The sequence below is a fragment of the Streptosporangium sp. NPDC000239 genome (genome assembly GCF_040300765.1).
Taxonomy (GTDB): Bacteria; Actinomycetota; Actinomycetes; order Streptosporangiales; family Streptosporangiaceae; genus Streptosporangium.
The window spans coordinates 378128-398689 of record NZ_JBEPEI010000002.1 but is presented as its reverse complement, the minus strand read 5'-3'; the positions used below and the strand labels follow the sequence as shown (position 1 = coordinate 398689).

The 20562-nt window shown below is 71.4% G+C and carries 20 protein-coding genes; 8 read left to right on the top strand and 12 right to left on the bottom strand.

Annotated elements, in window-relative coordinates; all coding sequences use genetic code 11:
• Positions 1–110 precede the first annotated feature (110 nt).
• Genes ABT340_RS07310 through dprE2 form a run of 3 tightly spaced genes read left to right on the top strand, consistent with a single transcriptional unit; the run spans position 111 to position 3170 of the window.
• A complete protein-coding gene (locus ABT340_RS07310; RefSeq protein ID WP_352009806.1) occupies positions 111–1076 on the top strand; it encodes a decaprenyl-phosphate phosphoribosyltransferase in 966 nt (321 codons plus the stop codon).
• The gene (dprE1, locus tag ABT340_RS07305) at positions 1073–2398 is read left to right on the top strand and encodes a decaprenylphosphoryl-beta-D-ribose oxidase (protein WP_352009805.1); all 1326 of its coding nucleotides are present in this window, start codon (positions 1073–1075) and stop codon (positions 2396–2398) included. Before ABT340_RS07310 ends, dprE1 begins: the two co-directional genes overlap by 4 nt.
• A 28-nt stretch (positions 2399–2426) precedes the next feature.
• A complete protein-coding gene (gene dprE2 / locus ABT340_RS07300; RefSeq protein WP_352009804.1) occupies positions 2427–3170 on the top strand; it encodes a decaprenylphospho-beta-D-erythro-pentofuranosid-2-ulose 2-reductase in 744 nt (247 codons plus the stop codon).
• Here dprE2 and ABT340_RS07295 read toward each other — a convergent pair.
• A complete protein-coding gene (locus tag ABT340_RS07295) occupies positions 3167–3814 on the bottom strand; it encodes a TetR/AcrR family transcriptional regulator C-terminal domain-containing protein (protein WP_352009803.1) in 648 nt (215 codons plus the stop codon). The genes dprE2 and ABT340_RS07295 overlap by 4 nt on opposite strands.
• Positions 3815–3903: 89 nt before the next feature.
• Between ABT340_RS07295 and ABT340_RS07290 the strand changes: the two genes are divergently transcribed.
• The 3 genes from ABT340_RS07290 to ABT340_RS07280 all read left to right on the top strand — a co-directional run bounded on the left by ABT340_RS07290 (position 3904) and on the right by ABT340_RS07280 (position 6112).
• Positions 3904–5391, top strand: a complete 1488-nt coding sequence (locus ABT340_RS07290) for an FAD-dependent monooxygenase (protein WP_352009802.1) — start codon at positions 3904–3906, stop codon at positions 5389–5391.
• Between the two features lie 96 nt (positions 5392–5487).
• Entirely contained in the window at positions 5488–5844 is a 357-nt protein-coding gene (locus tag ABT340_RS07285; protein WP_352009801.1) for a DUF1622 domain-containing protein, read from the top strand.
• The gene (locus tag ABT340_RS07280) at positions 5837–6112 is read left to right on the top strand and encodes a hypothetical protein (protein WP_352009800.1); all 276 of its coding nucleotides are present in this window, start codon (positions 5837–5839) and stop codon (positions 6110–6112) included. The genes ABT340_RS07285 and ABT340_RS07280 overlap by 8 nt, the downstream gene beginning before the upstream one ends.
• Before the next feature lie 11 nt (positions 6113–6123).
• On the opposite strand, the gene ABT340_RS07275 is transcribed toward ABT340_RS07280, so the two are convergent.
• From ABT340_RS07275 to ABT340_RS07235, 9 genes are all read right to left on the bottom strand, one after another.
• Complete coding sequence (locus ABT340_RS07275) at positions 6124–6774, bottom strand: LysE family translocator (RefSeq protein ID WP_352009799.1); 651 nt, start codon at positions 6772–6774, stop codon at positions 6124–6126.
• Between the two features lie 145 nt (positions 6775–6919).
• A complete protein-coding gene (locus ABT340_RS07270) occupies positions 6920–7798 on the bottom strand; it encodes a LysR family transcriptional regulator (protein ID WP_352009798.1) in 879 nt (292 codons plus the stop codon).
• 72 nt (positions 7799–7870) lie between these two features.
• Complete coding sequence (locus tag ABT340_RS07265; RefSeq protein WP_352009797.1) at positions 7871–8635, bottom strand: PspA/IM30 family protein; 765 nt, start codon at positions 8633–8635, stop codon at positions 7871–7873.
• Between the two features lie 16 nt (positions 8636–8651).
• Positions 8652–9401 (bottom strand): hypothetical protein, encoded by a 750-nt coding sequence (locus ABT340_RS07260; protein WP_352009796.1) that lies wholly within the window; start codon positions 9399–9401, stop codon positions 8652–8654.
• Complete coding sequence (locus ABT340_RS07255; protein WP_352009795.1) at positions 9401–11230, bottom strand: extracellular solute-binding protein; 1830 nt, start codon at positions 11228–11230, stop codon at positions 9401–9403. Before ABT340_RS07255 ends, ABT340_RS07260 begins: the two co-directional genes overlap by 1 nt.
• Positions 11231–11354: 124 nt before the next feature.
• Complete coding sequence (locus ABT340_RS07250; protein WP_352009794.1) at positions 11355–11975, bottom strand: TetR/AcrR family transcriptional regulator; 621 nt, start codon at positions 11973–11975, stop codon at positions 11355–11357.
• Positions 11976–11988: 13 nt separating this feature from the next.
• Positions 11989–14250, bottom strand: a complete 2262-nt coding sequence (locus ABT340_RS07245) for a YhgE/Pip domain-containing protein (protein WP_352009793.1) — start codon at positions 14248–14250, stop codon at positions 11989–11991.
• Positions 14247–14954, bottom strand: a complete 708-nt coding sequence (locus tag ABT340_RS07240; protein WP_352009792.1) for an ATP-binding cassette domain-containing protein — start codon at positions 14952–14954, stop codon at positions 14247–14249. The genes ABT340_RS07245 and ABT340_RS07240 overlap by 4 nt, the downstream gene beginning before the upstream one ends.
• Positions 14955–15050: 96 nt before the next feature.
• Positions 15051–16397: a M20/M25/M40 family metallo-hydrolase gene (locus ABT340_RS07235; protein WP_352009791.1), complete on the bottom strand. Its 1347-nt coding sequence runs from the start codon at positions 16395–16397 to the stop codon at positions 15051–15053.
• 287 nt (positions 16398–16684) lie between these two features.
• Between ABT340_RS07235 and ABT340_RS07230 the strand changes: the two genes are divergently transcribed.
• Both ABT340_RS07230 and ald read left to right on the top strand, forming a co-directional pair.
• On the top strand, positions 16685–18079 hold the full coding sequence (locus tag ABT340_RS07230; RefSeq protein WP_352009790.1) for an aspartate aminotransferase family protein: 1395 nt from the start codon (positions 16685–16687) through the stop codon (positions 18077–18079).
• A gap of 115 nt (positions 18080–18194) precedes the next feature.
• Positions 18195–19310, top strand: coding sequence for an alanine dehydrogenase (ald, locus tag ABT340_RS07225; protein ID WP_352009789.1), 1116 nt, complete (start codon positions 18195–18197; stop codon positions 19308–19310).
• A gap of 186 nt (positions 19311–19496) precedes the next feature.
• On the opposite strand, the gene ABT340_RS07220 is transcribed toward ald, so the two are convergent.
• Together ABT340_RS07220 and ABT340_RS07215 are read right to left on the bottom strand one after the other, a co-directional pair.
• Complete coding sequence (locus ABT340_RS07220) at positions 19497–19796, bottom strand: SHOCT domain-containing protein (RefSeq protein WP_352009788.1); 300 nt, start codon at positions 19794–19796, stop codon at positions 19497–19499.
• A 118-nt stretch (positions 19797–19914) separates the two neighbouring features.
• Positions 19915–20526 (bottom strand): Uma2 family endonuclease, encoded by a 612-nt coding sequence (locus tag ABT340_RS07215; RefSeq protein WP_352009787.1) that lies wholly within the window; start codon positions 20524–20526, stop codon positions 19915–19917.
• Positions 20527–20562 lie beyond the last annotated feature (36 nt).

The following is a 20562-nucleotide window of genomic DNA, read 5'->3' as shown; positions in this document are numbered from 1 at the left end:
TCGTCAATGACCTTGTGGACGACGCCACAGGAAGGCAAGAATCAGATCACCATGCCCAAGGTGACAATTCCCCCCACGCCTCCTTCGGGCCCCGTCCCAGTCGTGAAGCGATGAGCGGTTCCAGCCGTGAGGCGACGAGCGATGAGACGGTGCTCGGACCGCCGCAGGCCGAGCCTGAGCCACCCGTGGACGTCGAGCCGGCGCGGAGGTTCTCGCCGGTCGCCCTCCTGCGCGCCTGTCGGCCCCGCCAGTGGCTCAAGAACGGCCTGATCTTCGCGGCCCCCGCCGCGGCGGGTGTGCTGTTCACCGTGCAGGGAATGCTGGACGCGCTGATCGCCTTCGCCGCCTTCTGCGTCGCGGCCAGCGGGGCCTACCTGCTCAACGACGCCTCCGACGTCGAGGCGGACCGCCGTCACCCGCGCAAACGCCACCGCCCGATCGCCGCGGGCCTGGTCCCGATACGGCTCGCCTGGGCGGTCGGGATCGCGTTCGTTCTGCTGGCCCCCGCGATCGCCGCGCTGTCCGGTGGCTGGCGGCTGCCGCTCGTCGTGGCGGGCTACCTGTCGCTGACCTTCTCCTACACCTACTACCTCAAGCACCAGGAGGTGGTCGACCTCGTCGCGGTCGCGGGATGCCACGTCATCCGGGCCTTCGCCGGGGCGATCGCCGTACAGGTGCCGGTGACGAGCTGGTTCCTCGTGGTCATCTCGCTCGGCTCGCTGCAGCTCGTCGCGGGCAAGCGCGAGACCGAGCTGCGCGCCGCGATGGGCAACGAGACCGGCAACGCGACCCGGGCCATCCTGGCCGCCTACACGCCCGGCTATCTGGCCGGGGTCAGGATGATGGCCTCGGGAGCCATGATCGTGACCTACTGCCTGTGGGCGCTGAACGAGCACTCGGGGCCCTTCTACCCGATCAGCATCGTCCCCTTCGTGCTGATCGTCCTGCGGCACAACCTGCTGGTCGACCGGGGCGTCGGCGAGGAGCCCGAGGAACTCGCCCTGCGTGACCGGCCCACCCAGCTCTTCGTCGCCCTTCTCCTTCTTCCGCTCCTGATCGGGATCTACCTCACATGACCCTGCTGACCGGCTGGGGCCGTACCGCGCCGACCGTCGCGCGAGTGGCCAGGCCTCGTTCACCGCAGGAGGTCGCCGACCTCGTACGGCGGGCCTCGGACCGGGGCGTCGCCCCCAGAGGGCTCGGCCGGGCCTACGGCGACGCCGCGCAGAACGCCGGAGGACTCGTCCTCGACTGCACCTCGCTGACCTCGTGGTTCCTCGACGAGTCCACCGGGCTGGTCACCGCGGGCGCCGGGCTCAGCCTGCACGACCTGATGACGGCCCTGGTGCCCAAGGGCTGGTTCGTCCCCGTCACACCGGGCACCAGGCACGTGACGGTCGGCGGGGCCGTCGCGGCGGACGTGCACGGCAAGAACCACCACGTGGACTCCTCCTTCGGCGCCCACGTGCGCTCCCTGACGCTGGTCACCGCGGACGGCGGCAGCCGTACGGTGACACCGGCCGACGAGCTGTTCTGGGCGACGGTCGGCGGGATGGGGCTCACCGGGGTGATCGTCGAGGCGGTCTTCCAGTGTGTGCCGATCGAGACCTCGCGGGTCCGGGTGGACGTCGAACGCACCCGTGACCTGGAGCACACGCTTGAGACGATGACCGCGACCGACGACCGTTACCGCTACACGGTCGCCTGGATCGACCTGCTCGCCTCGGGGGCCAGGATGGGCCGCAGCGTGCTCACCCGGGGCGACCACGCGAGCCGCGCCGAGCTGCCCAGGGGGACCGAGCCGCTGGCCTTCGCGCCGAGGACGCGGCTGAAGGCACCGCCGTGGGCGCCGAACGGCATGCTCAACCCGCTGACCGTGCGGGCCTTCAACGAGGCCTGGTACCGGAAGTCGCGTCCGGCGACGGGGCTGATCCAGGAGATCGGGCCGTTCTTCCACCCGCTGGACTTCGTCGAGGGCTGGAACCGGGTCTACGGGTCGAACGGTTTCGTCCAGTACCAGTTCGTGGTGCCCTTCGGCGAGGAGGCGACGCTGCGGCGGATCGTCTCCAGGCTCTCGGCCGAGGGCGTGGTGTCCTTCCTGACCGTGCTCAAACGGTTCGGTCCCGGCACGCCGGGGATGCTGTCGTTCCCGATGCCCGGCTGGACCCTCGCCCTGGACATCCCGGCGGGCCGCGCGGGCCTCGCCCGGCTGCTGCGGGAGTTCGACGGGTGGGTCATGGAGGCGGGCGGGCGGCTCTACCTGGCCAAGGACTCCCGCATGTCGGCGCGGTCCCTGGCCGCGATGTACCCCAGGCTCGACGAGTGGCGCAAGATCCGCGAGGAGGCCGACCCCGCCGGGGTCTTCCGCTCCGACCTGGCCAGGAGACTCGGGCTGTGAAGACGACAGGTTGTGGGAGGCTCGTCCGATGAAGAACGCCCTGGGCTCGGTGGACACCGTGCTGCTGCTCGGCGGGCGCAGCGAGATCGGTCTGGAGATCGTCCAACGGCTGGTCCGCGACGGTGCCCGCAAGGTCGTGCTGGCCTCGCGGGACCCCGGTGGGACGCCCCCGGCGATCGGCACCGCCGAGGTGCACCTGCTCGAGTTCGACGCCTCGGCGCCGGAGACGCACGGGGAGGTGATCGAGGCCGCGGTGAAGCTGGTCGGCGACCTCGACGTGATCATCCCCGCCTTCGGGGTGCTGGGCAGCCAGGAGGTCTACGACGCCGACCCGGTGGCCGCCGCGCGGGCGGTCGCCGTCAACTACGGCGGGCACGTCTCCGCGGGGCTCTTCGCGGCCCGGCGGCTGCGCGAGCAGGGCCACGGCACGCTGGTCGTCCTGTCGTCGGTCGCGGGAATCCGGGTGCGCAGGGCCAACTTCGTGTACGGCTCGGCCAAGGCGGGCCTGGACGGCTTCGCCCAGGGGCTGGGTGACGCGCTGCACGGCTCGGGTGCCCGGGTGATGGTCGTCCGGCCGGGCTTCGTGATCGGCAGGATGACCAAGGGCATGTCCCCGGCGCCGCTGTCCTCGACCCCCGGCCAGGTCGCCGACGCGGTGGTCGCCGGGCTGCGCTCCGGCACCGAGGTGGTGTGGGTGCCCGGCGCGCTGCGCGCGATGTTCGCGGTGATGCGTGTCCTGCCCCGCGCCGTGTGGCGGAGGATGCCCCGTTAGTCCTCTTTCAGGAGGGCGCGCATGCCGTCGAGGATGATCCGCAGGCCGTACTCGAAGCTCGCGTCCCCGTCGTCGTCGAAGAGGTGGTGGAGGGCCCGCAGGGTGAGGGGGAAACGCCCGGGGTCGAGGGAGGCGGCCAGCAGTCCCTCCTGGTAGGGGTTGCCCGCCTCGCCGTACGCCTCGCCGGTGCGGGCCTGCTCCTCGATGGTGAAGCCGATCGTGTAGTGCAGGAGCGTGGGCAGGGAGCGGGCGGCCACGTCGAGGGGGAAGCCCGCGTCCCCCAGGGTCCGCAGGGCCAGTTCGGTGGTCCGGAAGATGGCCGGGTCGGTGACATGGGTGCCCGCCATCATCCGCGCTCCGTCGCGGTAGCACAGCATCGTACGGCGCAGCAGCCGGAACCTGTCGGCGAGCCACTCGTCCCAGGGGGTGCCGCGTCCGGGCAGCTCAAGCCCCACGGTGCTCTCGGCGAACACGATCCCGGTCATGACGTCGAGCAGCTCCTGCTTGTTCTTGACGTGCCAGTAGAGGGCGGGGGCCTGCACGCCGAGCTCCCTGGCCACCAGGCGCATGGTGAGCCCGTCGAGGCCGACCTCGTTGAGGAGTCGCAGTGAGGTCCGCGCGATCTCCTCGGCAGTGATCTTCATCCCGTTCTCCGTCCTGTGCCCTTGACAGCTTAACATCGTTCAATTAATCCTTAACGCAGTTAAATTTAACGGCGTTAAGGGGGGCGATCATGGAGAAGACGGACGTGGTGGTCGTGGGCGGCGGGCCGACCGGGCTGATGCTCGCGTGCGAGCTGAGGCTGGCGGGCGTCGAGGTCGTCGTGCTCGACCGGCTCGCCGAGCGCGGCCGGGAGTCACGGGCGGGGGGCATCCACGCGCGCACCATGGAGGTTCTCGACCAGCGGGGCCTTCTCGGCGGTTTCCTCGACGTCGGACGGCGACTGCAGGCGGGGCACTTCTCCGCGCTGCCACTGGACTTCAGCGGCCTCGCGACCAGGTATCCCTTCCTGCTCATGGTCCTGCAGACGACCATCGAACGGCTGCTTGAGGAGCGCGCCGCCCAGCTCGGTGTGCGGGTGCGCTGGTCGTCCGGGGTGACGGACCTGCGCCAGGACGCGACCGGCGTCGAGGTCGAGACCGAAGGCGGCGGCAGGCTGCGCGCGTCCTACCTGGTCGGCTGCGACGGCGGGCGCAGCACGGTCCGCAAGCTCGCCGGGATCGGCTTCCCCGGAACCCCGGCGACGATGACCGCGCTGCTCGGCGACGTGTCGCTCGCCGACCCGCCCAAGGAGGTGATCTTCCAGGAGCGCAGGGAGCACGGCTCCTTCACGGTGCTGCCCTTCGACCAGGACTGGTACCGGGTGATGACCAACGAGTACGACCACGTGGCCGACCGGGACGCCCCGGTGACCTTCGAGACGCTGCGGGAGACGCTGGTCAGGATCGCCGGGACCGACTACGGCATGCACGATCCCCGCTGGGTCTCCCGATACGGCGACGCCGCCCGGCAGGCCGAGCGCTACCGCGAGGGCCGGGTGCTGCTCGCCGGGGACGCGGCGCACATCCACTTCCCCGCGGGCGGCCAGGGGCTGAACACGGGCGTGCAGGACGCGTTCAACCTCGGCTGGAAGCTCGCCCTGGTGGTCGACGGCACCGCGCCGGAGGAACTGCTGGACAGCTACCACGCCGAACGGCACCCGGTCGCCGAGGAGGTGCTGCGCAACACACGGGCGCAGACGGTGCTGGGGCGCCCCGGAGAGCAGATGACCGCGCTGCGCGAGACGTTCGGCCGCCTCATCGAGGTGGAGGAGGTGAACCGGCTGCTCAGCGGCATGATCACCGCGCTGGACGTCCGATACCCGCTGGGCGGGGACCACCCGCTGCTCGGCCGCCGGGTCCCCGACCTCGACCTGCTGACCCCGGACGGCCCGGTCAGGCTGTACGGCCTGCTGCACACGGCCAGGCCGGTGCTGCTCGATCTCGGGCCGGCAGGGGAGGCGGGGGAGGTTGTCAAGGGGTGGGACGGCCGGGTCGACCTGGTCGAGGCGGGCTGCGCGGAGCGGGTGTGGACCGTGCCGGGCGCCGGGGAGGTTCCCGCCCCCCGGGCGCTGCTCGTGCGCCCGGACGGCCACGTCGCCTGGGTCGCCGGGGCCTCCTCCGAAGGTGACGAGGCCGCTCTGCGCGCCGCCCTCACCACCTGGTTCGGCCCGGCCCGCTGAGGCTCGGTCCTGAGGCCCGGCCCGCTGAGGCTCGCCCGCTGAGGTCGCCCGGGGGCGGGGTCGCTTGGCCCGCGGGTCAGCGGGTACCAGCACCACATGCCTGATCTCCTGCCGGAGGAGAGCCTCGGGGAGGTCGTCAACCTGCTCGTCCGTCTCGTCGAGGCGGCGGGCGCGATCGTCATCTTCGCCGGGGCGGTCACGGCCTTCGCGCGGTTCCTGCTGGCCGCGGTGCGCGGGGACGGTGATGGGTTCGTCACCGTCCGGCTGTTCCTGGGCAGATTCCTCGCGCTGGGGCTGGAGTTCCAGCTGGCCGGTGACGTGCTGCGGACGGCCGTCTCACCGAGCTTCGCCCAGATCGGGCAACTGGCGGCGATCGCGACGATCAGGACCGCGCTGAACTTCTTCCTGAGCAGGGAGATCGAGCGGGAGAGGAGCATGATCGGCGATGGCTGACCTCCTCGGGACAGCCGTCGTCCTGATCGTCGCCATGGGACTGGCCGCCTCGTTCGCCGTGCTGGCGCGTGGCGGCGGACCCGGGGGCGCGATGGCGGTGCTGCTCGACTTCCTCGTCGCGGCGGGTCTGCTGCGCCTTTCGCGGGCCCAGACGTGGACGGCGATCGCCCTGGCGGCGCTCACGGTGGTCGTCCGAAAGGTCGTCGTGGCGGGCTTCCTGACCCGGCCGCGACCGCCTCGGCGGCGAACGCCCGCAGAGACCCGTTGAGAGACCCGCGCTCAGGCCCTGGCGGCCTGGGCGCTCTCGCCGGTGAACGCCGCGACGGCTCCCAGACCGAGATAGACGACGCCGCTGGTGACGTTCAGGCGGCGCCGGGCACGGGCGGAGCCGCGCAGGCGCCCGGCCAGCGCGGAGGAGAGCAGGGCGAAGGCCCCGTCGCTCGTGAGGCCCAGCACGATCCAGATCAGGCCGAGCACCACGATCTGCGGCGCGATCGGGCCCCGCGCGGGGTCGGTGAAGTGCGGGAGGAAGGCCAGGAAGAAGATCGCGGTCTTCGGGTTCAGCACGTTGACCACGAAGCCCTCCCAGAACAGCCGCGACCTGGAGGCGGTCCCGAGCTCGGCGGGGACGTCGCCCTCGGTGCGGGCCGCTATCAGCTTGCGGACGCCGAGCCAGACCAGGTAGGCCGCGCCCAGGTACTTCACCACGGTGAACGCGGCCGCGGAGGCGGCCAGCAGCGCGCTGATGCCCAGGGCGGCGGCGGCCACGTGGACCACGGAGCCCAGATGGATGCCCATCACCGACAACATGCCCGCGGTACGGCCCTGGGCGACGCTGCGGGTCACGATGTACAGGACCGCGGGGCCCGGCACGAGCAGCAGGGCGAGGGTCGCGGCGGCGAAGAGAGCGAGCGTCGTCAGGTCCGGCATATCCGGATCGTAGAAGGGTGACCTGGCCGTTCGCCTCAGGTTTTTCCACCGTACGGCCCCGCCCGGAACCGTACGGCCCGGCTCGGGATCGCGGCCTGGCCGTACGGCCTCGTCCAGGGTCGCGGCCCGGCCGTACGGCTCCGGCTCAGGGGACGTCGGTCGCGCGGGCCGCGGCGGTCAGGGCGGTCAGCAGGGCGGCCGTCGCCGGGGGAGGGGGCGGCTCGCCGTACGTGGCGGCGTGGATGTGCCGGGTCGAGCCGGGCACCTCCACCGCGTTGACCCCCGGGTTGCGGTGCGCGCGCAGGGCCAGGCCCGGCAGGAGCGTCACCCCCATCCCGGCGGCCACGAGGGCCTGGGCGGCGACGACGTCGTCGGTGGTGAAGGAGATGTCCGGAGCGAAGCCCGCACGCGCGCACAACCGCAGCAGGGGGCCGCGGCACCGGTCGCAACCCCCGATCCACGGGGAGTCCCGGTGCGCGGACAGGTCGCCGGGCACACCCGAGGTGACCAGGTAGCCGGGGTCGTCCATCAGGTGGGTCAGCCGGACGCCCTCGGCCTCGGCGCCGGTCCCGGAGTGGTGGAAGACGACCGCCACGTCCACGTGGCCGGCGCGGAGCATCCGCAGAGCCTCATGCGGTTCGGTCTCGGTCAGGCGCAGTTCGAGTCCCGGATGCTCCCTGGCGAGCAGCGAGACCGCCCCGGGCACGAACGTGCCGAGCGCCGCGGGGAAGGCGGCCAGCCTGACCCGGCCCGCGCGCAGGCCGACGTGCGCGGAGAGTTCGGCGGCGGCGGAGTCGATGCGGCCGACGATCTCGGCGGCCCGTTCGGCCAGCAGGCGCCCCGCCTCGGTGAGCCGGATGCCCCGGCCCGCCCGCTGGATCAGTTTGGCCCCGGTCTCGGCTTCGAGCCGGGCGAGATGGTGGCTGACGGAGGGCTGGGAGTAGTGCAGTTCCCTGGCGGCGGCGGTCACCGAGCCGTGCCGTGCGACGGCGGCCAGGACACGAAGCCGTACGACGTCGAGCATGTATCAAAGTTATCGATGAATCAGCGGAAAGACAGGCACTGGACGTTATGCATTGGTACGGCCATGCCGCGCCTATGACCTGCCGGTCGGCTGATCCCCCGGCCCCTCCTCCCGGCCGAGGCCGAGACCGCGCCTGATGTCCTCAAGGCGGGCGGCGCCCTCGACGTCGAGGGTGGCGCGCTCGACCTCCAGCATCCTGGCCTCGACGGAGCCCGTGGTCAGCTCCGCCTCACCGAGGGCACGGGCGTACCGTTTGTCGATCCTCTCCCTGACCTCCCCGAGGGTCGGGGTCTCCCCGGCGGGGCCAAGCCCGGACAGCTCACCCATGGCCCTGTTGAGCTGTTCCTGCATCTCGGCCTGGTCGAGCTGCGACAGCAGGCGCATCCGTTCGGTGAGCGTGCGCTGCAGGGCGGCGGCGTTGGTGTCGACGGCCGCGCGGGCCTGGTCGGAGGCCTGCCGCGCGCGCTCGTACATGAGCCGGGTGTCCCGCAGCGAGTCCTCAGCGGCGACGAGCCGGGAGGCGAAGGCGCGGGCCGACTCCTCGTAGGAACGGGCCTTGGCCTCCTCCCCCGCGGCCCTGGACCCCTCGGCCAGCAGGACCGCCTGGCGGGCGTTCTCCTGGAGACGGTCCGTCTCCTCCGTCGCGCGGGTGAGCCGCAGCTCAAGTTCGTGCTCGTTGCCGATGACCGAGGCCGCCCGCTGGGTCAGCACCCGGTGCCGTTCCCTGGCCTCCTGTACGGCCTGCTCGATCTGGACCCGGGGGTCGGACAGCTCGGAGAGCCTGCCGGACAGGGCGAAGACGAGATGGCGCCAGGCCCTGCGGACGAGTGCGAACATAGGGACTCCTTACTGATTACCGCTCCGGAGGGGGCTGCCGGTCCAGCGCGTCGCGAGTGATCTGTTCGGTTTCACGCAGGCCCACGCGGACCCCTTCGAGCCCGGCGGCCAGCTCGTCGAGCACCCGTGCCGGGTCCAGGACCCCGGTGGCCGACGTCGCCGCCAGCTCGACCACCCGCGCCAGGAGCCCCTCGATGCTGATCGTGCTCGACTCCATCCGGGCGAGTGCCCGGTCCCTGGTCTCCGCGAGCCGGTCGACCACCTCAAGCTGGGCGGCCAGCGAGGCGAGCGCGCGGTCGATGTCCTCGACGACCTCCTTCCTGGCCTGCTCCCTGGCGCCGGTCAGCCGGAGGCGCTCCCGCATGAGCTGGTCGAGGTCGAACCTGTCCAGTGCGGCACAGGCCAGCGACGCCTGCTGGGCCAGCCGCCGCAGGGCGGCCATCGCGTCGTCCACCTGGGGACGCATCAGCGCGACCCGCCCGGCCAGCGGGCCGTCCCCCATCGAGGCGCCCAGTTCGTCGAAGCTCCGCGTCGCCTCCTCCGCCCGCCGCAGCCACCGCTCCTCCTGGCTGCCCGAGGTGACGGTCGCCGTACGGCCGCCGCCCCGGCCCTGCAGGACGGCGCTGCCCACCTTGGTCAGCCAGACGGCGGCCCCGACGAAAACGGCGGCCGCCGGGGGCACGTTCACGGCCCAGGCGGCGCCCGCCGCGGTCACACCGAGCAGCAGCCCCCACGGGTCGCGTAGTTCCTCACCGAGCCGGGACATCAGAAGTTGGACACCACCGCGGTGAACACCTGGTCGATGCTCCCCGGCTCCCTGGAGTCGTAGGCGGCGGCGTTCGTCATCTGGGAGATCTGCCTGAGCACGCCGAGGTCGGCGTCCTGGCCGTAGGCGATGGTGAACATCCGCACCGACTCCCCGGACGGCTCGGTGCGCAGCCCGGCCAGCAGTTTGTCCAGGGAGAGACTGTTGTTGTCCTCGTTCCTGCCGTCGGTGAGGAAGACGACCGCGTTGATCGCGTCACCGCTGTGCCGCCCGCGCACGTGCTGGTAGGCGGCCATCGCCGTGTCGTACAGGCCGGTCCCGCCGTCCGGGGTCAGCCCGCCGAGCCTGGCCCGCAGCCGCTTGCGCTGGGCGTCGTCGACGGTCGCCATCGGGGCCAGCTCCAGATGGTCCTTGGCGCCGTCCCGCTCGGTCGAGAACATCCACAGGCCGACCTGGTCGTGCGGCCCGAACTGGGGCAGCGCGTTGACGGCCGCCTGCTTGGCGAGTTCGAGCTTGCTCCTGCCCGTGCCGGGCACCTGGGCGCCCATCGAGCCGGAGACGTCGATCACCATGAGCACGTTGGCGGGTTTGCGCAACTCGGCCCAGCTGGACAGCACCTTGTCGAGCACGTTGGGGGCGGGCGGGCTGAGCGTGTTCCCCGGTTCGGCGGGCAGCAGCCCGTTCGCCTGGGTGATGAGCCCGCCGGGCTTGCCGTCGTGCGACCTGAAGGCGTGGTCGGTGAACTGCTTCTGCTGCGGCGCCGCCTGGAGGTAGGCCAGGAAGTCGGCGGCCACGGCGCGCTTGGCGTCGTCCACCCACGGCGTGGTCAGCACCGCGTACGGGTTGTCCGAGTAGAGGGTGCCCTCCTTGGGGTAGATCGCGACCAGCGGCACCTTGGGTTTGCCGTGCTCGCCGAGCGTCGTGGGGTCGCCGGTCGGGTTGCCCTCGTTGTAGTCCCAGACGGACTTCTCCTCGACGGCCACGGCGGAGATGTAGCTCAGGCCGGTCCCGGCGTCGTCGGCCCGCTGCAGGTTCGACAGGAACGTCAGCGTCGTGTCGCCGTAGTGCACGATCGAGTGCTCGACCCCCCGCACGAACTCCCGAGCCGCGGGGTCGGCCACGTTGTGCTCGGACAGGTCGCCCGACAGGCCGGTGGCCGCGAAGTAGGTGCCGATGGTGGCGTTCAGGCCACTGGTCGAGAAGTTGGGGTTGGTCTTGCCCAGCCGGAAGGCGCCCCACTCGGGATGGCCGTACTTGGCCCACGAGCTCTTCGACAGTTCGAGCAGGTCGGACCAGCCGAGTTTCTTGCCCGGCCAGCCGAGCGCCTCGGCCATCGGCTTGGGCATCGCGACGACCAGCGGCGTCTTGGCGATCGACGGGTTGTCGTCGGCGACGGGGGAGGCGGTGTCCGCCGCGGCGGCGCGCTGCCTGAGCAGGGCGATCCAGCTGCTGCTCGCCGGGGACCAGACGTCGGGGCGCGGGCCGTCCCGTCCCTCGTCCCAGCCTCTGGCGAGCGCCTGGATCAGGCCGCCGCTCGACCTGGTCACGGCGATCTCGGCGCACCGGCCGCCGACCTTCCTGCCGCTGTAGCCGGCCGCCATCTTCCTCAGCAGCTCGGCCTTCTCAAGGGAGGCGGCCACGGTCAGCCGTACCCCCTCACCGTCGCAGGCCGCCGCGGTTTCGGTGCCCTTCCCGGATTCGCCGCCTCCGCCGCCCTCGTCGTCCCGGGCTCCGATGAACAGCCGCAGGCCGACGATCAGGCTGCCGGCGACGAGGATCGCGATGACGAACGGGGCGACGTTCCTGCGTCGTCGCTGCGGCTGCTGCACCCGGCCTCCCGAGGATGGTGGTGTCTGTCCGACGCGGAGTTCGCCACCGCCCCGGCGGGAACCGTGATCCGCGATCAAGGGCGAAGAGCCGGTGCATCGTCAGACGATCGTAGGAAGAACCGTTTTACTCGGACAAGAGGTGATCGGCTACCCGTCCGTGGACGAGGTCGACGAGGGTGGCGTGCAACTGTTCGACCGGGCGGGTGGGATGCAGCGCCCTGCGCTCGATCGAGGTGGTCAGGACCATGCCGAACAGCGCGGTCGCCGCGGTCTCCACGTCCAGGTCAGCGCGGACCGTTCCCCGGATGACCGCCTCGCGCAGCGTGTCCGCGTAGACGCCCAGCACCTCCCGCCTGAGCGTGGCGATCGTCTCCTGCCAGGCCGTACGCCACATCTCGGTCAGCAGCACCCGGGCGAAGGCCGCGTACTCCTCGAAGAAGCGCAGCTGCGCCATGATCACCGCGTCCAGCGCCTCCAGCGGGCTCTCCTGGGCCTGGGCCGCCCGGGTCATCGTCTCCGCCAGTTGCCGGATGCCGTGTTCGAGCAGGGCGGTGAAGAGCCCGTCCTTGCTGCCGAAGTTGTAGAAGACCGTGCCCTTGGCCACCCCGGCCCGTTCGGCGATCGCCTCGACGGTCGCCGCCGCGTAGCCGTCCTCGGCGATCACCTCGACCGCCGCGCCGAACAGCCGAAGCCGTGTCGCGGCCCTGCGGCCGTCCTCCCCGCCCGCGGCCCGCTGTCTCGTCATGCGCCAACCGTAGTCACAGCGCCAGCTCCGGGTGCAGGCGGCGCATGGTCCAGGTACGGCCCCGGTGCACCGCGTAGACGCTCAGGGCCAGGCCCAGGACGGTGAACAGGGCCAGCACCCCGCAGGCCTGCCAGGCGACGGTCAGGTCACCGCCGCTGATCAGCCTGCGCAGCGCGCTGACCACCCAGCTCATCGGCATCCACGGCGAGATCGCCCTGAAGAAACCCGGTGAGGTCTCGATGGGGTAGGTTCCCGCGGCCGAGGTGAGCTGGAGCATCAGCAGCGCCAGCACCGCGACCCGTCCCGGTGGCCCGAGCAGGGCGTTGACCGCCTGCACGATCGCCAGGAACGCCGCCGTGGTCAGCAGCAGGACGCCCACGACCCCGGCCCAGTGCGCGGCCTCCATGCCGAGCCCGAACCTGATCACGGCCAGCAGCACGCCGACCTGCGCCGCGCCCAGGGCGACCCCGGGAAGCCAGCCCGCGAGGGCGATCCGCCAGGCGGGAGCCGTACCGGCGAGCAGGCGCGGGTTGAGCGGGCGCAGCACCATGTAGCTCACCATCGCGCCGACCCACAGTGCCAGCGGGACGAAGAAGGGCGCGAAGCCGGTGCCGTAGTTCGGCACCCGGTTGAGGACCTGGCTGGCCAGCCTGACCGGTTCGCTCATCATGTCGGCGCGCCGCGCGCGCTCGTCCCCGTCGTAGTCGGGGATGCGGGCCGCGCCCTCGCCGAGTTTGTCGCTCAGCTCCTTCGACCCGTCGGCCAGCTTGCCGAGGCCGTCGCTCAGCTCTCCGGCGCCCCGGCTCAGCCTGCCGACGCCGCTGTCCACCCTGGTCGCGCCGTCGCTCAGCCTGACGATGCCGCCGTCGAGCCGGGACAGGCCCTGGCTGAGGCGGTCGGCTCCGGTGCCGAGCCTCGTCAGGCCGGAGGTGAGCCGGCCACCTGCCGTACCCGCCTTGCCGAGTCCGGCGCTGACCTTGGCCGAGCCCGCGGCCAGTTCGCCGAGGCCCGCCTCCAGCTGTTTCACGGCCTTCCTGGCCCGTTCGAGGCGGGCGCCCGCGGAGGGGGCGATCTCGGCGGCGCGGCCCGCGAGTTCGGAGACGCGCCGCGCGTCCCGCCGCAGCCTGGCCGCGGCCTGTCCGTCACGTGCGGGGCCCGAGGGCTCGCCCGCCTGGGTCGATGCGGAGAGCCGGTCGGCGATGCCGCGCAGCGCGGAGTCGGCCTCCGGGTTGGCGGCGATCCAGTTCTGCAGCCGCCGTGCCTGCTGCGCGGCCTGGCCGGAGACCTGCCCGCCCGACCCGCCCGAGCCGTCCGCGAGCAGAGCCGCGTCCCGCTCGACGGCCTGGGCCAGGGACCGCAGCCGCGCGCCGTTGGCGTCGAGCAGCCTGGTCAGCTCACCTGCCGCCCTGTCGAGCGCCGCGATCTGGGCGCGGACCTGCCGGTGGACCTTGGCGTTGCCCGCCGCGACCCGTTTCGCGCCGTCGCCGAGCCTGTCCAGGCCCCGGCCGAGCTCACGCGCGCCGTTGCGTGCCCTGCCCAGCCCGCCCGCAAGTTCGGCCGCCCCCGAGGAGAGCTTGCCGGTCGCCGCGTTCGCGCCGCTCAGGCCGGTGACGAGCCTGCCGGTGCCGTCCTTGGCCTTGTCGAGACCGGTGTCCAGGGCGGAGGCGCCCTCGCCCGCCTTGGCCGCGCCGTCGCGCAGCTCGCCCGCGCCGTCGGCGGCCTTGGCCGTCGCCTCGTGCAGCTCTCCGAAGGAGACGAAGACCCGGTCCCAGTAGTCCTTCAGCGCCGTACGGCCCGCGGACTCCCTGACCTCGGCGAACACCGCGTCGGAGATCGTGCGCATGACGTAGCTGCGGCCGGTGTCCACCCGCACGCCCAGCTCGGCCGGGGTGGGCGCGCCCTCCCCTGAGGGGGAGGCGAGCCTGGCGCTGAAGTCGGCGGGGATGGTCAGCGACAGGTAGAAACGGCCGTCGTTGACGCCGTCCAGAGCCTGCCGCGCGTCGGTCGTGTGCCAGTCGAAGACCTCGCGCTCACGCAGCCTGTCGGCCAGCTCCCGGCCCGCGTCGACCGTCTTCCCGTCCACGGTCGCGGGCCGGTCCTCGACGACCAGCGCGACCGGGATGTCACCGAGGTTGCCCTGCGGGTCCCAGAACGACCACAGGTACAGCCCGGCGTACAGCAGCGGCAGCATCACGACCCCCGCCAGCGCCGCCCTGGTCAGCCGTGACCGGGTGAAACGCCGTAGCTCCAGGTCGCCCAGCCGAAGTGATCTCATCGTTCCTCCTGGCCCGGCAGGCGCAGCGTCCCAACCGGGCGCGCCTTGGCGGCCCCGGGGGTCGTGGTGGTTTCGAGGGTTCCACCGGCGCGCGGGGGCTCGGGGGGTTCGGTGCACGCGGCGAAGACGGTCAGCCCCAGCGCGGCCAGTCCGGTGAGTGTCGCCCAGAGCGCCGCGCGCCGTACCGCGTCGAGCCCGGTGTCCACGTTGTCGAGGACGAGCAGTCCCGGTTCGTCGAGCAGGGCGAGGGCGAGGCCGAGCCGTACACGCTGTTCGCGGTCCAGGGCCCGCACCAGGGTCCTGTCACCGGGGGAGCGTTCGAGGCCGGCCAGTTCGAGCGCGACGCCCGCCCGTGTCTCCTGCCGGCCGCCCCGCCGTGACCCCAGAGGACCCCGTGCCCGCTCACGCAGGTGCTCGGCGACCGACAGCGCGGGATCCAGGTCGTTGACCCCGTCGACCAGGCCGAGCGCGGCCACCCGCCTGATGGTCCTGGGCGTGTGCCTTCCGGCGACCGTGAGTGTGCCCGCGGTGGGTTTCATCCGGCCGGCCAGGGTCAGCAGGAGGCTGGTACGCCCGCTGCCCGCCTGCCCGGCGACGGCCGTGAGCGCGCCGGGGGCGGCCTCGGCGGTGACCTCGCGGTAGACCCAGCCGTGCCCGCCCCTGAGGGAAAGGTCGTCGGCGCGCACCGCCACCCCGGTGAACATCTCGCCTCCACATTTCAAACTGACCAGTCAGTACAAAAACTAACACAACGAAAAACCCCGCCCGTTCCCGGGCGGGGCCTTTCACGTCACCGCAGGTCAGAAGGGGGCGGAGCCGTACTCCTGGAGGAAGAGCGCCTCCGTGGCGATCGTACGGCGCAGCTCCTCGATGACGACACGCTCGTTGGGCGCGTGGATCGAGGCGTCGTCGTCCTCGGCGCCGAAGAGCAGGATCGAGGCGGCGGGGAACTGCCTGACGAGCGTGGAGACCAGCGGGATCGAACCGCCCGCCCCGACGTCGCGCGGCGGCCTGCCGTAGGCGCGCTCCATGGCCCGGTTCAGCGCGGAGCGGGCGACGCCGCCGGTGTCGGCGAGGAAGCCGGAGCCGAGCACGTGGTCGCTGAAGCTCACCCTGACCCCCCAGGGGGCGACCTGCCGCAGGAAGTCGAGCACGGCCTCGGTCGTGGCCTTCGGGTCGCCCGCCGGGGGCACCCGTACGGTCACCCGCGCCCTGGCGACGGGCTGGACGGCGCTGATGGCGCCGGAGACGGTCGGCACGTCCAGGCCGGTGACCGTGATGGCGTAGGAGGCCCACAGCCGGTCGGCCAGCGAGCCCGAGCCGACCAGGGAGACGTCGTCGAGCACGCCCGCCGTCGCCCTGAAGTCCTCCTCGGAGGGGCCGGTGCCCAGGAAGGTGCCACGGGGCAGACCGGGGACGCGGATGTCGCCGTGGTCGTCGTGCAGGGAGGCGAGCATCCGGATCAGCGCGGCCAGCGCGTCGGGGGCGGCACCGCCGAACGAGCCGCTGTGCAGCGACTCGCGCAGCGTGCGCACCTCGACGGTGAAGGCGGCCATGCCGCGCAGCGAGGTGGTCACCGCCGGGTCGCCGACACGGGGGTTGCCGGTGTCGGCGACCACGATCGCGTCCGCGCGGACCAGTTCGGGGTTGTGCTCGATGAAGGACTCAAGGCGCTCCCCGGCGTACTCCTCCTGGCCCTCGACGATCACCTTGACGCCCACCGGGAAACGGCCCCTGAAGGCGCGCAGCGCGGCGACGTGCGTGATGACGCCGGACTTGTCGTCGGCGGCGCCGCGCCCGTGGATGGCGCCGTTGATCTCGGTCGGCTCGAAGGCCGGGGTGCGCCACAGCGCGGGGTCGCCCGCGGGCTGCACGTCGTAGTGCGCGTACAGCAGGACGGTCGGCGCGCCGGGCGGAGCGGGAGCCTCGGCGTAGACGGCGGGGAAGCTCCCTGGGACCGGTACCTGCTGGACGTGCGGCAATCCCGTACTGCGCAGCAGTTCCTCGGTCACCGCGGCGGCGGCGAACACCGGCTCCTCCGGGTGGCCGGGGAAGGCCACGGAGGGGATGGCGACGAGGCGCTTGAGGTCCTCGACCGCCTGGGGCAGTCCCGCGGCGACGGCGCCCTCGATCTCGTCAGGAGTCACAACGTTCCCTCGCATCTCAACATCTGGTCCGTCCTATTGGATCACAACGAGTGGACGACCCTTCGTCATTGGTGTCCGTTTCCATCGTCCAATGGTTTCGCGTCTCATTCCGTGGGACGGAACCCGGAGACCGGAGCGGCATGGGCCGTGCTCGCGGATTTCGTTGATGTCGTGGGATGTCATTGCGGATTCCGATGTCATTGCAGTCTGTTGCCACGTTTTCACTTGGCAAGGTGATGTTCGGCGTGCAGACTGTGGGGAGCCCAGCTCATCGAGGGAAGATCGCCATGAACCACCCCGAAAACACCGACGTCGCCTCGATCATGAAGGCCGCGCAGGACAACCTGTGGCTGCACTTCACCCGGCACGGCTCCTATCGGGACGCGGAGATGCCGATGATCGTGCGAGGCGAGGGCAGCTACGTCTACGACATCCACGGCAAGCGCTACCTCGACGGCCTGGCCGGGCTGTTCGTGGTCCAGGCGGGCCACGGCCGCAGCGAACTGGCCGAGGCCGCGGCCAAACAGGCGCAGGAGATGGCCTTCTTCCCGCTGTGGTCCTACGCCCACCCCAAGGCCGCGGAACTGGCGCAGCGGCTGGCCGAGCAGACCCCGGGCGACCTCAACCGGGTCTTCTTCACCACCGGCGGCGGCGAGGCCGTCGAGACCGCCTGGAAGCTCGCCAAGCAGTACTTCAAGATCACCGGAAGGCCGCTCAAGCACAAGGTCATCAGCCGCCAGATCGCCTACCACGGCACCCCCCAGGGCGCCCTGTCGATCACCGGCATCCCGGCCTTCAAGCAGATGTTCGAGCCCCTGGTCCCCGGCTCGATCCGGGTGCCGAACACCAACCACTACCGCGCCGACGAGATCACCGGCGTGCCCGGCATGACCCCCGAGCAGTACGGCCACTGGGCCGCGGAACGCGTCGCCAGGGCCATCGAGATGGAGGGCCCCGACACCGTGGCCGCCGTCTTCGTCGAGCCGGTGCAGAACGCGGGCGGCTGCTTCCCGCCCCCGCCCGGATACTTCCAGCGCCTGCGCGAGATCTGCGACGAGTACGACGTCCTGCTCGTCTCCGACGAGGTCATCTGCGCCTTCGGCCGCCTCGGCACCATGTTCGGCGGGCAGAAGTTCGACTACGTCCCCGACATCATCACCTGCGCCAAGGGCATGACCAGCGGCTACTCACCGATCGGCGCCATGATCGCCTCGGAGCGCCTCTTCGAGCCGTTCAAGGACGGCACCGAGATGTTCGCCCACGGCTACACCTTCGGCGGCCACCCGGTCTCCGCCGCCGTGGCCCTGGCCAACCTCGACCTGTTCGAGCGCGAGGACCTGCTCGGCCACGTGACCCGCAACGAGCCGGTCTTCCGCGCCACCCTGGAACGTCTGCGGGACCTGCCGATCGTCGGCGACGTGCGCGGGTCCGGCTACTTCTGGGGCATCGAACTGGTCAAGGACAGGACGACCAAGCAGACCTTCGACCTGGAGGAGTCGGAACGCCTCATCCGGGGCTATCTGTCCTCGGCCCTGTACGAGGCCGGGCTGTACTGCCGGGCCGACGACCGGGGTGACCCGGTCATCCAGCTCGCCCCGCCGCTCATCTGCGGCCCCAAGGAGTTCGACGAGATCGAGTCGATTCTGCGGTCGGTTCTGACAGAAGCGTGGAATCGGCTCTGACTTCACCCTGGCAGCAGCACAATGGATCTCACCCAATCGTCACGGCATTCGCTGAAACGTCACCACGTTCAGCGGGCCATGCGGTGACATCCTTTGGAAGCTGAAAGGACCGATTATGAAGATCGGCGTGCCTGCCGAGGTCAAGAACCACGAGTACCGCGTCGCCGCTACTCCGGCGGGCGTCCACGAGCTGGTACGACACGGCCACGACGTCTACGTCCAGCGCGGCGCGGGTCTCGGCTCGCACCTGACCGACGAGGAGTACCTGTTCGCCGGAGCCAAGATCCTCGACACCGCTGACGAGGTGTGGGGTGAGGCGGACATGATCCTCAAGGTCAAGGAGCCGATCGCCGAGGAGTACCACCGCATGCGTCAGGGGCAGGTGCTCTTCACCTACCTGCACCTGGCCGCGGGCCCCGAGTGCACCGAGGCCCTGTTAAGGCAGCAGGTCACCGGTATCGCCTACGAGACCGTGCAGGTCGGCGGCACCCTGCCGCTGCTCGCCCCGATGTCGGAGGTCGCGGGCCGCCTGGCCCCGCAGGTCGGCGCCTACAACCTGATGCGCTTCAACGGCGGCAGGGGCGTGCTGCCCGGCGGCGTGCCCGGTGTGGCCCCGGCCAAGGTCGTCGTCATCGGCGGCGGCGTCTCCGGTCTCAACGCCGCGCAGATCGCGGTCGGCATGGGGGCGGACGTCACCGTCCTCGACCTCAACGTCGACCGGCTGCGCTTCATCGACGCCGTCTACCAGGGGCGGCTGAAGACCCTCGTCTCGACCTCCTACGCCATCGAGAAGGAGGTCCTTGAGGCCGACCTGGTCATCGGCGCCGTGCTGATCCCCGGGGCCAAGGCGCCGACCCTCGTCTCCAACGAGCTGGTCTCCAGGATGAAGCCGGGTTCGGTCCTGGTGGACATCGCCATCGACCAGGGCGGTTGCTTCGAGGACTCCAGGCCGACCACCCACGCCGACCCGACCTACCAGGTCCACAACTCGGTCTTCTACTGCGTGGCCAACATGCCCGGTTCGGTGGCCAACACCTCCACCTACGCCCTGACCAACGCGACGCTGCCCTACGCGGTCAAGCTCGCGGGCCTCGGGTGGAAGTCGGCCCTGCAGCAGGACGCGGGCCTGGCGCCGGGCCTCAACACCCACGCGGGCCTGCTCACCAACGACCAGGTCGCCCAGTCCCTCGGCCTGCCGTACACCCCGGTCTCGCAGGTCATCGCCGACTGACCGTTCCACACCGTGACCGTGCCCCGCGCTCCCGGCGCGCGGGACACGGCCCCCCTCTCTCCGTGTACGGCCCCGCGCTTCGGTTCCGCGCGGGAAAGCCGTTTTCGGCCGCCAATTCTCCGCATATAGTGCCGAGTTCGAACGGCGGAATGTCACGGCCGGGTTGTCTCCAGGTGCCAGCGCTTCTCAGAGAGCGCCGCTTCTGAGCACCGACATCCGCTCGAAATACTCCTCGGCACCGAGCTCGCCCCTGGCGTACCGCTCGGCGAGAATCCGCTCGGCCGCCGCCGTCGTGCCCTCCTGGGGCGTCTGGACCTCAGGACGCCGCCACGGCCCCAGACCCCGGCGCCGGGCCCGCACCACCAGCGTCGCGACCCCGGCCCACACCAGCACCCAGAACACCGGGAAGACCGGCCACCAGGGCACGTGCCACCCCCACGGCGGAGCCGCCGCGACGACCTCGTGACCCACGGCGAGAACGTTCATCTTCTACCTCCTTCGACGTCTCCCACCCTCCCGTGCGGGACGTGACGGGCAATCGCCCCCACGTCCCATCACGGCGTACGGCGCGGGCGTATCCGGGGCCGGGGTGGATACGACCCGCTCAGGAGCGCACGAAGACCGAGGTGTCCAGCGTGAAGCCGACCGGTTCCGGCAGGTGCACGGGCGAGCCCATCGCGACCCGGGTCGAGGTCAGGTAGGCCCCCTCCTTGGGGTCGCTGAGGACCGTCACGGTCGCCGGGGTGGCCACGGGGTCGATGATGACCATCACCGGGACCTCGCCGAGGGCGTAGATGCCGGGCTTCCTGTCACGGTCGTCGGCGACACTGCCGGGCGAGACGATCTCGGCCACCATGATGAGACCGGACGACAGCAGCTCCCGCTCTCCCCAACGGGGGCAGTCGGGCGGGGCGAGCACGAAGTCGGGCTCCACGGGGTCGCGAGGCCCGTCGATGCAGACGTCGACATTGCCCGTGTAGGCATGCCAGCCGCGCTCCCTGACCAGAGGATGCAGCTCGTAGGAAAGAAGTGTCGCAGTCCAGCCGTGTTCGGGGGTGCCCACCGGGCTCACTATGAGTCTCCCGTCGATGATCTCGGTGCGAAGCCCGGGAAGCTGGGGGAGGGCCTCGAACAGTTCGCGTGGCGTCCCGGGCAGGGAGTGGGACGCGGTTTCGGGAGTGGGCCTCAGAGTGGCGGGGCGCCGTCGTGACATCATGAGCACGATTGTTTCCCTTCGTGTCCTTGGGAACAC